Below are 12,692 nucleotides of genomic sequence, written 5' to 3'. Positions count from 1 at the left end.
CGCTCGACATTACACCCGGCCGGCGTACCGGTCCGGGTCCCGGTGCGGCCCGCCCCGACGGGCCCGGCCGCCCCGTTGACCGGCCCCGACACCACCGGTGCCGCCCGCGAGCCGGAGGCGGCACGGGCGCCGCACGGGGCGGGCGGGGCCCGGGGGCACCCCGGACACGCCGGGGTCCGGGGAGGTTGCCGGACGGACCGATTCGGCCCAGTATCAGCCAAATATGAATATGACGGGCGATCAGGGGACAGCCATGCGCCGACTCTCACGCAGGAGCTTCGCCGCGGGCGCCGCAGGGGCACTGGGCACCGTCCTCGCCGCGGGCGAGGTCGCGAGGGCGGCGGAGGGGACGGCCGGGGCGGTGGCCGGGGCGGCGACGGGCCCGGCCGGGGCGGCGACGGGCGGACCCGGCGCGCCGGGGCAGTTCCGCGGCATGTGGCTGGCGACGGTCGCCAACCGCGACTGGCCCTCGGCCCGCGGGCTGTCGGCCCGTCAGCAGCACGACGAACTCCTCGGCTACCTGGACCTCGCCGTCGAGCGGCGCCTCAACGCGGTCGTCATGCAGGTCCGGCCGACCGCCGACGCGCTGTGGCCGTCCCCGTACGAGCCCTGGTCGGAGTTCCTGACCGGTGTCCAGGGGCGGGATCCCGGCTGGGACCCGCTCGGCACGGCCGTGGCGGAGGCGCACGCACGCGGGCTGGAACTGCACGCCTGGTTCAACCCGTTCCGCGTCGCCACCCACGACGACCCGGAACGGCTCTCCCCGGACCACCCGGCCCGGGTCAACCCCGACTGGCTCGTCGCCTACGGCGGGAAGCTCTATTACAACCCGGGGATCCCCCAGGTGCGGCGCTTCGTGCAGGACGCCATGCTCGACGCCGTCCGCCGCTACCCCGTCGACGGGGTGCACTGGGACGACTACTTCTACCCCTATCCGGTCGCCGGCCGGCACTTCGCCGACGACGACGCCTTCGCCCGCTACGGGGAGGGCTTCGACGACCTCGCGTCCTGGCGGCGCGGCAACATCGACCTGCTCGTCAGCGAGACCGCCGCCCGCATCCGGGCGCTCCGCCCCGCCGCCCGCTTCGGCGTCAGCCCCTTCGCCGTCTGGCGCAACCGCCGCACGGACCCGCGCGGCTCCGACACCCGCGGCGGGGTCCAGACGTACGACGACCTCTACGCCGACACGCGCGGCTGGGTCCGCAAGGGCTGGATCGACTACATCGTCCCGCAGGTGTACTGGCACATCGGCTTCGACGTCGCCGACTACGCCACGATCGTGCCCTGGTGGGCCCAGGTCGTCGACGGCACCCGCGTCCAGCTCTACATCGGTGAGGCCCTGTACCGCGCGGGCGCCGCGGGCGAGGCCAAGGCCTGGCAGGACCCGGCCGAACTCTCCCGCCACCTCGAACTGGACCGGAAGCATCCCCAGGTGCTCGGCAACGTCTTCTTCTCCGCCAAGGAGGTCGCCGCCGACCCCATCGGGGCGATGTCCCGGGTCGTCGCCGACCACTACACGACGCGGGTCCGCACGCCCCGCCCCTGACCGGGGGCGCCATCGAGCGGGACCGCGGCCGCGTGGTGCGACGGCCGCGGTCCGGCACGATCCGGTGCGGAACGGTTCAGCGGGTCGGGGTCGCGCCCCGCCCGTGCTCCACCGTCGAGTCCGGTCCGGGGGACAGGATGCACTCGTGCCCGTCGTCGTACCGGACCCGGTACGGCGGCTCGCCCTCCTGCCCCATGACCTCGACGATCTCGGCCACCTTGTCGTGCTGGCCGACTACCCGCCCGTGCTGCCTGACCCGGTCACCCTTGTTCGCGTGCATCGGTAGACCTCCTGAGAACTCGGCGGTCCGCAGCCTTGCCCCTCCAGTCTAGGTTCGGGCGTCCGCTCCGCACCCTCTGGAACCCGGCCCGGGGCTCAGTCCGGCCGCAGGCCGAGTTCCGCCAGCATGCGCGGGTCGGGGGTGCGCCGGTAACCCGCCCACAGCGGGCCGCCACAGGCGTGCAGCACCGCGTCGACCGCCGCGGCGAAGGGCTCGCGCGGGCCGCCGCGGACGAGATCCCGGTAACCGCCGAGCAGGAGCCCCGCGAGCTCGGGCTCGGCCTCGCGCAGCCTGCGGGGCAGCCACTTGCCGCCACCGCGCCAGTGGCCGCGCGTGGCGAGCAGCAGCTCGGCGGAGCGGTCCAGCAGGGCGGCGGCCACGGCGAGGAGCTCCTCCTCGTCCCGGGCGCCGAGGAGGTCGTCGCGCAGGTCGGTGACGGCGTAGCGCCGGTGGTCGCGCTCGGCGTCCGGGACGGCGGGCGGGCCGGCGGCCAGGATGCGCTCCGCTGTGTCGCGCAGCCGGGCGGCGGTGCCGTCGCGGTCGAGCAGGACGACGCCCCGCGCGCACATGAACGCCATCGTGCCGCTGCCGCGGTCGCGGTCCCACCCCATGAAGGCACGCGCCGACTCGGAGGTGTGCACGAAGAGCTCGACCGGCCAGGAGCCCCAGGTGAACGATTCCGCGTGGCACCCGGCGGGCGGATCGAGGACGACGACCACGTCCAGGTCGGACGTCGCCGTCCCCTCACCGCGGGCCGTGGACCCGCCCAGGAAGCCGCCGAGGGCGTCGGGGAAGCGTTCTGCGAGCAGGGCGCGGGCCGCGCCGACCGGATCGTCCATGGCCGGACCCTACGCTCCGCTCGGCACGGGGTTCAGAACGGGTAGTGCGCCTGCTGCGTGGCCAGGGTGACCCAGCGGGTGTTGGAGAACGCCTCCAGGCCCCAGCGGCCGCCGAAGCGGCCGTAGCCGGAGGCCATGAAGCCGCCGAACGGCGCCTGCGGTTCGTCCGCCACGGACTGGTCGTTGACGTGCACGATGCCGGTGCGCAGCCGGCGGGCGACGGCGAGCCCGTGCGTGCCGTTCTCGGTGATGACGCCCGCGGTCAGACCGTGGTCGGTGTCGTTGGCCAGGGCCACGGCCTCGTCGTCGTCGGCGAAGGAGACCACGGTGACGACGGGGCCGAAGGCCTCCCCGTAGTAGACCTCCGCGTCCTTGGGCACGTCCCGCAGCACGGTGGCCGGGTGCACCGCGCCGTCCGGCTCACCGCCGCCGGTCAGCACGGTGGCGCCCTTGGCGACCGCGTCCCGCACCAGCTCCGCGACGCGCCGCGCGGAGGCGGAGCTCACCAGCGGGCCGATCACGGTGTGCGGGTGCGAGGGGTCGCCCGAGGGCAGCGTGCCGACCTTGGCGGCGAACTTGGCCGTGAACTCCTCGGCGAGGCTCTCGTGGACGAGGATCCGGTCGCCGGACATGCAGATCTGCCCGGAGTTGAGGAAGACGCCGAAGACGGCGGCGTCGACGGCGTAGTCCACGTCGGCGTCGTCCAGCACGACGATCGCGTTCTTGCCGCCGAGCTCCAGCACGGCGGGCTTGAGGTGGCGCGCGGCATGGGTGCCGATGATCCGCCCGACCTCGGTCGACCCGGTGAAGTTGACGATGCGGACCCTCGGGTCGGCGATGAGGGCCTCGGCGACCTCCGCCGCGTCCTCACGGGCGTTGGTCACCACGTTCAGCACCCCGTCGGGCAGCCCGGCCTCGCGCAGCACGTCCGCGACGAACAGGCCGCAGGCCACCGGGGCGTCCTCGCTCGGCTTCACCACCACCGTGTTGCCCGCCGCCAGCGGCGCGGCGACCGCGCGGACACCCAGGATGAGCGGGGCGTTCCACGGCGCGAAGGCGCCCACGACGCCGACCGGCTCGCGCACCGCCATGCCGAGGACGCCCTCCTCCTGCGCGCTCAGCACCTCACCGCGCGGCGCGGTGACGGCGGCGGCCACCTCGCGCAGGATGTTGGCGGCCAGCCCGACGTTGAAGTACGCCCAGGGGCGCGTGCCGCCGGCCTCGTGCGCCATGATCTCGGCGGCCTGCTCGGTGCGGGCCTCCAGCAGGTCGGCCGCTGTCAGGAAGATCTTGCGCCGTGCGAACGGGCTGAGCGCCGCCCACTCCGGGAACGCGGCCTCGGCCGCGTCCACCGCCCGAGTGATGTCCTCGGCACCCCCGGCGGCCACGGTCGCGTACACCTCCCCGGTGAAGGGGCTTACGTCCTCGGCCGTGCGTCCGGAGACGGCCGGGACGTCCTTGCCGCCGATCAGCAGTTCGCGGGTGATGGTCATGGCAGCCCCTGTCTGGCACGCGAACGCCTTCGTTCGCACAGTGAACTATCGTTCATTGAACGTTTGAGCACTGAGTCTGCGACGCACCCACCGCGCTGTCAACGGACCGGAACGTGCTTTGTGAGGGTGGCCGGAGCCCGCCCGCGCCGGGGTCCGGCCTTCGCTCCGCGAGGCCGCGGTGGCCTGCGCCCGGCCCGCCGGAAGGCCGGGACGGCGCTCGGGCCGCGGCTCCGGAAGGTGGGTCCCCGGCGCTTCGTGAACCCGACGCGGGGGGAGACGGCGCCTGCGAGGGCGCCGGTCGGCCGCCTGGCGGACGGCGCCGGTACCCCCAACGGTGCCCAAGCCGTCGGCGGGTCCGGGTGGCGTGCCGGAACGACGCCGCCCCGCGCGGTGGGCGCGGGGCGGCGTACGGCGGCGAGAGGGGGCGTCAGGCGTCGGCGCCGTCGGCGCGCTCCGCGTCGCGCTCCTTGAGGCGGGCGGCCTCCTTGCGGACCTCGGCCTGGGTGGCGCGCTCCTTCTGCAGCCACTCGGGCTCTTCCTGCTTCAGGGCCTCGATCTGCTCCGTGGTGAGCGCCTCGGTGACCCCGCCGCGGGCGAGGCCGGAGTTGGAGATGCCCAGCTTCGCCGCCACCACCGGGCGCGGGTGCGGGCCGTTGCGGCGCAGCTCCCGGAGCCACTCGGGCGGGTCGGCCTGCAGCGCGTTCAGCTCGTCGCGCGACACGACGCCCTCCCGGAACTCGGCGGGGGTGGCCTCGAGGTACACACCCAGCTTCTTCGCCGCCGTGGCGGGCTTCATGGTCTGGGCGGATTGGTGCGACGTCATGCCCCAAGGATATCGATCGCGGGAGCGGTCCCCGACCGGCGCCGGGGTAGCCTGGCCGGATGACCGGCTCGGAAGCTCCCCCCTCGTTCCGCCTCGCCTACGTCCCGGGCGTGACCCCCGCCAAATGGGTGCGGATCTGGCAGGAGCGGCTGCCGGACGTCCCGCTCGAGCTCGTCATGGTCACGGCCGCCGAGGTCCCCGGGATGCTCCGCGGCCTCGACGCGGACGCGGGCTTCGTACGGCTGCCGATCGACCGGACGGACCTCAGCGCCATCCCCCTCTACACGGAGACGACGGTCGTCGTCGTCCCCAAGGACCACCTCGTGGCGGCCGCCGAGGAGGTGTTGCTGGCGGACCTGGCCGACGACGTGGTGTTCCACCCCCTCGACGACACCCTGGAGTGGGAGCAACTCCCCGGGCGGCCCGCGATCGAGCGCCCGGCCACGACCGCGGACGCGGTCGAGCTCGTCGCGGCGGGCGTGGGGGTGCTCGTCGTGCCGCAGTCGCTGGCGCGTCTGCACCACCGCCGCGACCTCACCTACCGCACGGTCGTCGACGCCCCGCAGTCGCGGGTCGCCCTGTCGTGGCGCGAGGACACCACGACCGACCGGGTCGAGGACTTCATCGGCATCGTGCGCGGCCGCACCGTCAACAGCACCCGCGGTCGTACCCAGGCCCAGGCCCAGCCGCAGCCGAAGAAGCAGCGCCCCGAGGAGGGGGCGGCGCGGCGCAAGCCCGCGGCGGGCAGGTCGTCCGGCCGTACGTCCGCCAAGACCCCCCGCCCCGCGAAGCGCGGCAAGCCCCGCCGCCGGTCGTAGACGCGGTGAGGGCGGGCACGGACGATACGGCCCGGATCCCGCCGGAGCGGGGAGGCGCCGGGCCGGGCTCCGTCGCCCCGGCGGGCTGACCTGCGGAAAGTTCGCCCAGTGTCCGGAACCCTGAATGATCGTCTCGGTCGGCGTGTCAGGCCGGGGCCGCCAGCCTTCGCTCCGCAGATGGTGTTCTCTCCTTCGGGTCGGGGTTCTGTCGCACGCTTCACGGTTCCGGGCTCGTGGACGCCGCGCGCCCTGGTGCCGGGCGCGACGGTGGACCGCGCCGGCGAAGCCCAGCAGGGCGGTCTCACCCTGGTCCGCTGCCGTATGACAACGGCGAAGGGCCGCATCTCGCCCCCGGACCACCGAGTGGGAGTACGGCCCTTCGGGACGTAGGTCTGGCCGGCGTAGTGCCTACTGGCCGAAGACGACGTCGGACGGGCCGTTGTAGGCGTTCATGTGAGTGATCAGCCCGGACTCGTCGAACTCCATGACGTCTACCGACCGGACCTCGACGGGTGCGCCGTCGACGACGGCCCTGACGGTGAAGGCCATTGCCGCCGCGGAGCCGTGCGACGTACGGATCGGGGTGTCCAAGGTGAACGTCGACCCTGCAGGCACCTGGTCGAACATCTTGGGCAGGCGCTCGGCGGCATCGGCGACGCCGGTGCCGACAGGGTCCTCCAGCGTGGCGCCGTCCGCGAACAAGGCGACGGCGCCGGCGACGTCGTGGTTGTTGAGCGCGTCCAGATACCTCTGCAGGGCTGCGCGCATGTGCTCTTCGGTGGGCATGGTGCCTCTCCCTGGGACTCGTGTGGTCAAGTGCGAGTGAGCCTCGCCTTCAGCATCCTAACCGAGATTCAAACCTTGTTTGCAGGTTAGAGCTGCAATGGCTAGGCTGACACTCAGTATCAAGTAGGGTTGCCGGTGTCGCTCAGGGGTTTCCAGGTCAGGCCACGTCGCGGACGCGGCGAGGAATCCGGGCGGCAGCACCTGGCGCGAAGACGCCGGGTCGTCGCCAGTGCGACGGACCGCCCAGGCAGTGGCATCGGCAGCAGAGCCGCGTCGTGCACGTCCTCAACCTCCGGCACGTTGCCGGGATCACAACAGGAGAACCAACCATGCTCGAAGGATTCGAACACGGCTACGCCGAGGTCAACGGAACCCGTCTTCACTACGTCATCGGCGGTGAAGGCGAACCCCTCGTCCTCATGGAGGGATGGCCCCGCACGACACACGCTCTTCGCGGGGTCATGGCCCCGCTGGCCCAGCACTTCCGTGTCATCGCCGTGGACATCCGGGGCATGGGCGAATCGGACAAGCCCGCCGACGGCTACGACAAGAAGAACATGGCCAAGGACGTCCACGAACTGGTCCGCAGCCTGGGATATGAGCAGGTCAACATAGCCGGCGGAGACATGGGCTCCACGGTCGCCTACAGCTTCGCTGCCAACCACCCCGAGGCCACCAAGAAGCTGGCCGTCTGGGAAGGTGCCACCTTCACTCCTGCCCACCTCGGGATCCCCGCCTTCCCCCAGCCGGGCGGATGGAACCCCTGGTGGTACTCGCTGAGCCACATCGACGAACTGCCCGCGAAGCTCCTCGCCGGACGATTCCGGCACGTGATCGACTGGGCCATCGACCACTTCGCGGTCCACCCCGAGAAGATCAGCGAGGAGGACCGGGCCGTCTACGCGGCGGCCTACGACGACCCCGACGCGATCAGGGCGGCTTTCGCCTGGTACGGCGCGATCCACCAGGACCTGGCCGACAACGAGACCTACTCCAAGCTCACCATGCCTGTCCTGGCACTCGGCGGCCCGCTCGTCATCGGCGCCATCGAGGGAGCGGTGAAGGAACTCGCCATCGACACCCGCTTCGTCACCGTCCAGGACACCGGCCATTACATGGCAGAGGAGCAGCCCGAAACCCTTGCCGCCGAACTCCACAAATTCTTCGCCTGACAGCCGTTCCTACCCTGCGCGGCAGGACGGACCGGGCCGGGGTTCGCAGACCGGGGACCGTCGCTCTGGAGGATCCGCGGCACCCCTGACCACAGGCCAATGAGTCGGGGGCCGCGACACGGTCCCCTCTCCCGGACATCCGTGCGCACCCGCCCCTTCCGGCTCCAGCAGTTTCCTTCCGCAACGAAGTCCCGAAGTGGGTACTCCCATGTCACATGCAGTTACCAAGGCTCCCCGAGCCGCCGCGCCGAGCGGCAGTGACGCCGACCGCTGGAAGGCGCTGATCTTCATCGCGCTCGCCCAGCTGATGGTCATCCTCGACGCCACGATCGTGAACATCGCGCTGCCCTCAGCCCAGGGCGACCTGGGGATATCGGACGGCAACCGGCAGTGGGTCATCACGGCCTACGCTCTTGCCTTCGGCGGCCTGCTCCTCTTCGGCGGCCGTATCGCCGACCTGTGGGGCCGCAAGCGCGCCTTCGTGTTCGGCCTGATCGGCTTCGCCCTCGCCTCCGTGCTCGGCGGGGCGGCTACCTCGGGCCCGATGATGTTCGGCGCTCGTGCTCTGCAGGGCGTCTTCGGTGCCCTGCTGGCCCCCGCCGCGCTCTCCCTGCTCTCGGTGATGTTCACCGACGCCAAGGAGCGCGCCAAGGCGTTCGGCATCTTCGGCGCCATCTCCGGTGGTGGCAGCGCGGTCGGCCTGCTCCTCGGCGGTTTCCTCACGGAGTACCTGGACTGGCGCTGGACGTTCTTCGTCAACGTCCCCTTCGCCGTCGTCGCCTGCGCAGGTGCCTACTTCGTCATCCGTGAGCCCGAGGGCGGCAGCAACCGCTCCCCTCTGGACATGCCTGGAGTCGTCCTTTCTGCCCTTGGCCTGGTCTCCCTCGTCTACGGTTTCACCCGCGCCGAGTCCGCCGGCTGGGGCGACGCCGTCACCATCTCGATGTTCGTGGCGGCCCTGGTGTCGCTGAGCGCTTTCACGCTGATCGAGTCCAAGGTCAGGGCGCCACTGCTGCCACTGCGCGTGGTCACTGACCGCAACCGGGGTGCCGTCTACATCTCGCTCGGCCTCGCTGTCATCGGCCTGTTCGGCCTGTCCCTCTTCCTGACCTACTACCTGCAGGTCGTGAAGGGCTACACCCCGATCAAGACTGGTTTCGCGTTCATCCCCATGGTGGCCGGCATGATCACGGGTTCGACCCAAATCGGCGCCCGCCTGATGACCCGCGTCCGGCCCCGTCTGCTCATGGGCCCCGGCTTCCTGGTCGCTGGCATCGGCATGCTGCTGCTCACCCGGTTGGAGATCGGATCGACGTATGCCGCTCTGCTGCTGCCTGCGACAGTCTTGCTCGGCCTCGGCATCGGTACGGCGTTCATGCCCGCCATGTCCCTCGCCACACAGGGCATCCAGCCTCAAGACGCCGGCGTCGCCTCCGCCATGGTCAACACCTCGCAGCAGGTCGGCGGCGCGATCGGCACAGCCCTGCTGAACACGATCGCCGCCTCGGCAACGACATCGTTCGTCAAGGACCACGCTGCCAGCGCAACCTCAAAACCGCAGGCGCAACTGGTCCAGCTCCAGGGCATGGTGCACGGCTACACCTCGGCGATCTGGTTTGCCGTCGGCATCCTGGCGCTCGCCTCACTGATCGCCTTCGCTTTCGTCAATGCCAACCGTCCGGGCTCCGCCTCGGCTTCTTCCGGTGACGGGGAGGACGCGCAGGATCAGCTCGTGGCGCCGGTCGTCGCGCACTGACCACCGGCCACTGGCTCAGCGGACGGCCGCCACGTAGTCGCACTCGGGCAGGCGCTGTGATGGGCGAGCGCCGTGGAGGGCAGCCCGAAAGGGAATCCTGAGTTCGCGCAGGAAACGCTTTTGGCCATGCTGCCGGAACAGCGCATCTGGAGAGACGATCACCGTGATGACGATCGGCGAACTTGCCGAAAAAGCAGGAGTTACGCCACGCATGCTCCGCTATTACGAACAGCAAGGGCTGCTCACTCCGGGGCGTGGAAGCAACAGCTACCGGCTGTACGAGGATACGGCCGTGGAGCTGGTAGTGCAGATACGCGAGCTCATTGAGTCAGGACTTCCGTCGCGTCTTCTGCGCACCGTGCTGCCCTGGCTCGGACACCAGGATTGCAATGCTCAGGTCACCTGCGATGCCCTGAGCCACGAAGAGTTTGCCGCGCTGCGGGAGCACATCCGCAGCATAGACCGCCGCATCGAGGTGCTGTCACGCAACCGCACCGCCATCAGGGATTATCTCCGCCTCATGAGCGCGGACACGCGTGGTGACGGACGTCACAGCGGTCAAACTTGACCTTGACACTAGCGTCAATCTTTAGCCTCCAATGAGTACGCGCAAGCCATTTGAATTGCATAAGGAGATATCGTCATGCCCAAGGCATTGACAGGACGGACCGCGCTCGTGACCGGAGGGTCGCGCGGTATCGGTGCCGAGATCGCCCGTGGCCTGGCGCGCGAGGGGGCAAGTGTTGCCATCACTTACCGAAAGTCGCGCGAGCAGGCCGAAGGCGTCGTCGCCGAACTGGTTGCCCTGGGGGTGAAGGCATTCGCTCTGCAGGCGGACCAGTCCGCTCCCCAGGAAGCAGCGGCCGCCGTCCACCAGGCCGCCGAGCAGTTCGGCGGACGAATTGACGTCCTGGTGAACTCCGCCGGAATCGCCGTCACCGGCGGAGTCGGTCAGTTGGACGACCTCGAAGGAATCCAGCAGATGATGGCCACCAATATCATGGGAACCATCGCCACGACGCATACCGCGGCTCGCTACCTGTCCGACGGCGGGCGGGTCATCTTGCTGGGAAGCATCGTCGCCCACCGGATCGTCGTTCCTGGCGCTGCGGAGTACGCGGCCAGCAAGGCCGCGATCGACATGCTGGGACGCGGGTGGGCGCGTGACTTCGGCCCGCGTGGCATCACCGTCAACGTCATTCAGCCCGGAGCGACCGACACCGACATGAATCCTGCGGACGGCCCGTTCGCCGCAGCCCAGGTGGCAATGACGCCCCTCGGCCGCTTCGGTACGACCGACGACATCGCCAAGGCGGTCGTCTTCCTCGCGAGCGGGAACGCCGCGTTCATCACGGGCGCGCGATTGACCGTCGACGGCGGAGCCAGCATCTAGCCCGGGAGCAGCAAGCCCAGCGTGCGGGGCTCCGGTGCCCCAAGGACGGCCCATGGCACCGGAGTCCCGCCGTAGCCGAGTCTGTCCATACATCCGTCCTCGGCCTGCTCCAGGCCCAGCGCGACGACTTCGGCGCCCACACCTACCGCCACAACATCCCGACGTCCCACAAGGGCCACTCCGCGAGTGGCCTCCCGGACCGGGGCCGCATGAGCGGAGACGGCCCCGATCGCGCTCATCCCGTGGGGACGAGGATGCGGCGCGACCCCGGGTCCGGCGGCCGGAAGACCCCGCGCCGCCGGACCCGAGGACATCGGTGAAGCCAGGCCGGCGACTGCACTCCGCGGCCAACCGGCCACGCCCGGCCTGGTCACCGGCAAGCGCAACACCACCTACTCGCACTGCAGCGAGCTGAGCGCGTCCGACATGCGACGGCCCGCACGCTCTCGTACTCCGTCAACAGCACGCTCACTTGCAGGAAGGCATACGTCGTGGGACACACGGAGCGCACCGCGCATCAGTGCGCGGCTGTCAGCTCGGGCCTGATGCGCAGCTTCGAGCTACTCGGAAAGCGATGGAACGGGCTGATCATGGCGGCACTCATGCAGCACCCTGCACACTTCGCTGCGTTGCGCCGTTCGATCCCCGGCATCAGCGAGCGCATGCTCTCCGACCGGCTCACCGAGCTCGGAGAGGCGGGCTTGCTCGTCCGCGAGGTCGACCCTGGTCCCCCGCTACACGTGAGCTACCGACTTACCCAGGCCGGCGAAGCACTCCGTCCGGCCCTTCGGGAACTGCGCTCCTGGGCGAAGGAGTATCTGTTCGACGATGAGGACGCCGCCCGAGCCGACGGCGAACTGGCCCTTTGCCGCTGACCGGCGCGACGACAGGACGCCGCTCTCGCAGCGATACGCCACGTCGTCCCGGTCCTCCGGCGCCGTGGAAGCGCCCGCACCCGCGCCAAGGGCCAAGGCCGTCGGGCGAGGGCGGCCTCTGCGGCTGGGGGGGGCGATCAACACCGTGGTGGCGCTGGCCGCGACGGTGTTGGCCATCGCGGAGGCGACACCGGCGTTACGCGGCTTGCTGGGAAGGGGTCACTTCACAGTGTCACGCGGAGGTGAGCGCTGCGAAGGCGTCGTCGGTGAGGGTGTCGAGCGCGACTCGTGTGTCGACCTCGACCCATTGCTCCAACGCGACCGTCACGCACTCCATGGCTGCCGCAACACGCACGTGCGCGGCCAGGGGGGACATGCCCTCGGAGGCGGAACGCTCGACGAGTACTTCTGCCAGGGCGGGGCGCCAGCCGAGCTGCTTCTCTCGGAGGCGGGCAACGAGCGCGGGTGTGTTCTGTACCAGGCGCAGCAGCGCGAGTGTGTCGGCGGGATTCTTGTCGAAGTACTTGATGGCGGGATCGACAGCCCGCCGTAGCGACGTCCAGCTGTCCTCGTCGGCGGGCCGGGTCCGCAGGGCGTCGGCCATTTGGTCGCCGAGGGGATCGAAGCCGCTGAGGACGACCTCCTCCTTGGTCCCGAAGTAGCGGAGGAAGGTGCTGCGGGACACCCCGGCCGCCGCGGCCAGGTCGTCGAAGGTCACCTTCTCGAAGGATTCGCGGTGGAACAGGCGGAACGCCACCTGGGCCAGCTCGCTACGAACGGCATTGCGCGCGATGTCCCGTGTCTTTGCCCGCGTCGTATCCATCCCACCATCGTACTTCACAACAGCCACTCGCTTGCCAGACTGGACCTTGATGGCTGGACTGATACTTAGTTGCAGATACGGGCATGGG

At 70.6% G+C, this 12,692-nt stretch carries 13 protein-coding genes; 7 read left to right on the top strand and 6 right to left on the bottom strand.

The annotated features are described in order from the left end of the window. Window positions 1-253: 253 nt before the first annotated feature. A complete protein-coding gene (locus tag AC1VWI_RS11530) occupies window positions 254-1,546 on the top strand; it encodes a glycoside hydrolase family 10-like protein (protein WP_499510882.1) in 1,293 nt (430 codons plus the stop codon). 76 nt (window positions 1,547-1,622) lie between these two features. Here AC1VWI_RS11530 and AC1VWI_RS11525 read toward each other — a convergent pair whose 3' ends face one another. From AC1VWI_RS11525 to AC1VWI_RS11510, 4 genes are all read right to left on the bottom strand, one after another. Further along, on the bottom strand, window positions 1,623-1,826 hold the full coding sequence (locus tag AC1VWI_RS11525) for a DUF1918 domain-containing protein (RefSeq protein ID WP_499510881.1): 204 nt from the start codon (window positions 1,824-1,826) through the stop codon (window positions 1,623-1,625). A 95-nt stretch (window positions 1,827-1,921) separates the two neighbouring features. Further along, the gene (locus AC1VWI_RS11520) at window positions 1,922-2,665 is read right to left on the bottom strand and encodes a nucleotidyltransferase domain-containing protein (RefSeq protein ID WP_499510880.1); all 744 of its coding nucleotides are present in this window, start codon (window positions 2,663-2,665) and stop codon (window positions 1,922-1,924) included. Window positions 2,666-2,697: 32 nt separating this feature from the next. After that, window positions 2,698-4,158 carry an aldehyde dehydrogenase family protein gene (locus tag AC1VWI_RS11515; RefSeq protein WP_499510879.1) on the bottom strand — a complete coding sequence of 487 codons (1,461 nt, stop codon included), beginning with the start codon at window positions 4,156-4,158 and terminating at the stop codon, window positions 2,698-2,700. 427 nt (window positions 4,159-4,585) lie between these two features. After that, window positions 4,586-4,981, bottom strand: coding sequence for a DUF5997 family protein (locus AC1VWI_RS11510; RefSeq protein ID WP_499510878.1), 396 nt, complete (start codon window positions 4,979-4,981; stop codon window positions 4,586-4,588). Between the two features lie 59 nt (window positions 4,982-5,040). Between AC1VWI_RS11510 and AC1VWI_RS11505 the strand changes: the two genes are divergently transcribed. Continuing rightward, window positions 5,041-5,799, top strand: coding sequence for a LysR family transcriptional regulator substrate-binding protein (locus AC1VWI_RS11505; RefSeq protein ID WP_499510877.1), 759 nt, complete (start codon window positions 5,041-5,043; stop codon window positions 5,797-5,799). 408 nt (window positions 5,800-6,207) lie between these two features. Here AC1VWI_RS11505 and AC1VWI_RS11500 read toward each other — a convergent pair whose 3' ends face one another. Further along, on the bottom strand, window positions 6,208-6,585 hold the full coding sequence (locus tag AC1VWI_RS11500) for a nuclear transport factor 2 family protein (protein WP_499510876.1): 378 nt from the start codon (window positions 6,583-6,585) through the stop codon (window positions 6,208-6,210). A 329-nt stretch (window positions 6,586-6,914) separates the two neighbouring features. On the opposite strand from AC1VWI_RS11500, the gene AC1VWI_RS11495 reads away from it, so the two are divergent. From AC1VWI_RS11495 to AC1VWI_RS11475, 5 genes are all read left to right on the top strand, one after another. Continuing rightward, window positions 6,915-7,757: an alpha/beta fold hydrolase gene (locus AC1VWI_RS11495; protein WP_499510875.1), complete on the top strand. Its 843-nt coding sequence runs from the start codon at window positions 6,915-6,917 to the stop codon at window positions 7,755-7,757. Window positions 7,758-7,965: 208 nt separating this feature from the next. Continuing rightward, on the top strand, window positions 7,966-9,513 hold the full coding sequence (locus tag AC1VWI_RS11490) for an MFS transporter (RefSeq protein WP_499510874.1): 1,548 nt from the start codon (window positions 7,966-7,968) through the stop codon (window positions 9,511-9,513). Between the two features lie 166 nt (window positions 9,514-9,679). Beyond that, the gene (locus AC1VWI_RS11485; RefSeq protein WP_499510873.1) at window positions 9,680-10,081 is read left to right on the top strand and encodes a MerR family transcriptional regulator; all 402 of its coding nucleotides are present in this window, start codon (window positions 9,680-9,682) and stop codon (window positions 10,079-10,081) included. A 75-nt stretch (window positions 10,082-10,156) separates the two neighbouring features. Further along, a complete protein-coding gene (locus AC1VWI_RS11480; RefSeq protein ID WP_499510872.1) occupies window positions 10,157-10,906 on the top strand; it encodes an SDR family NAD(P)-dependent oxidoreductase in 750 nt (249 codons plus the stop codon). 545 nt (window positions 10,907-11,451) lie between these two features. Continuing rightward, window positions 11,452-11,781 (top strand): winged helix-turn-helix transcriptional regulator, encoded by a 330-nt coding sequence (locus tag AC1VWI_RS11475; RefSeq protein ID WP_499516775.1) that lies wholly within the window; start codon window positions 11,452-11,454, stop codon window positions 11,779-11,781. A gap of 232 nt (window positions 11,782-12,013) precedes the next feature. Here the strand turns inward: AC1VWI_RS11475 and AC1VWI_RS11470 are convergent, their stop codons facing one another. Beyond that, window positions 12,014-12,604, bottom strand: coding sequence for a TetR/AcrR family transcriptional regulator (locus AC1VWI_RS11470; RefSeq protein ID WP_499510871.1), 591 nt, complete (start codon window positions 12,602-12,604; stop codon window positions 12,014-12,016). Window positions 12,605-12,692: the final 88 nt, after the last annotated feature.

It is taken from the genome of Streptomyces sp. TOM-9 (assembly GCF_056858595.1).
Note: the sequence above shows the minus strand (reverse complement) of the source record. Positions and strands in the feature narration are given on the sequence as shown.

Bases quoted from the DNA above. Each gene is read 5' to 3' on its own strand.
- AC1VWI_RS11530 (WP_499510882.1), top strand. From the start codon at position 254: ATGCGCCGACTCTCACGCAGGAGCTTCGCCGCGGGCGCCGCAGGGGCA.
- AC1VWI_RS11525 (WP_499510881.1), bottom strand. From the start codon at position 1,826: ATGCACGCGAACAAGGGTGACCGGGTCAGGCAGCACGGGCGGGTAGTC.
- AC1VWI_RS11520 (WP_499510880.1), bottom strand. From the start codon at position 2,665: ATGGACGATCCGGTCGGCGCGGCCCGCGCCCTGCTCGCAGAACGCTTC.
- AC1VWI_RS11515 (WP_499510879.1), bottom strand. From the start codon at position 4,158: ATGACCATCACCCGCGAACTGCTGATCGGCGGCAAGGACGTCCCGGCC.
- AC1VWI_RS11510 (WP_499510878.1), bottom strand. From the start codon at position 4,981: ATGACGTCGCACCAATCCGCCCAGACCATGAAGCCCGCCACGGCGGCG.
- AC1VWI_RS11505 (WP_499510877.1), top strand. From the start codon at position 5,041: ATGACCGGCTCGGAAGCTCCCCCCTCGTTCCGCCTCGCCTACGTCCCG.
- AC1VWI_RS11500 (WP_499510876.1), bottom strand. From the start codon at position 6,585: ATGCCCACCGAAGAGCACATGCGCGCAGCCCTGCAGAGGTATCTGGAC.
- AC1VWI_RS11495 (WP_499510875.1), top strand. From the start codon at position 6,915: ATGCTCGAAGGATTCGAACACGGCTACGCCGAGGTCAACGGAACCCGT.
- AC1VWI_RS11490 (WP_499510874.1), top strand. From the start codon at position 7,966: ATGTCACATGCAGTTACCAAGGCTCCCCGAGCCGCCGCGCCGAGCGGC.
- AC1VWI_RS11485 (WP_499510873.1), top strand. From the start codon at position 9,680: ATGACGATCGGCGAACTTGCCGAAAAAGCAGGAGTTACGCCACGCATG.
- AC1VWI_RS11480 (WP_499510872.1), top strand. From the start codon at position 10,157: ATGCCCAAGGCATTGACAGGACGGACCGCGCTCGTGACCGGAGGGTCG.
- AC1VWI_RS11475 (WP_499516775.1), top strand. From the start codon at position 11,452: ATGCGCAGCTTCGAGCTACTCGGAAAGCGATGGAACGGGCTGATCATG.
- AC1VWI_RS11470 (WP_499510871.1), bottom strand. From the start codon at position 12,604: ATGGATACGACGCGGGCAAAGACACGGGACATCGCGCGCAATGCCGTT.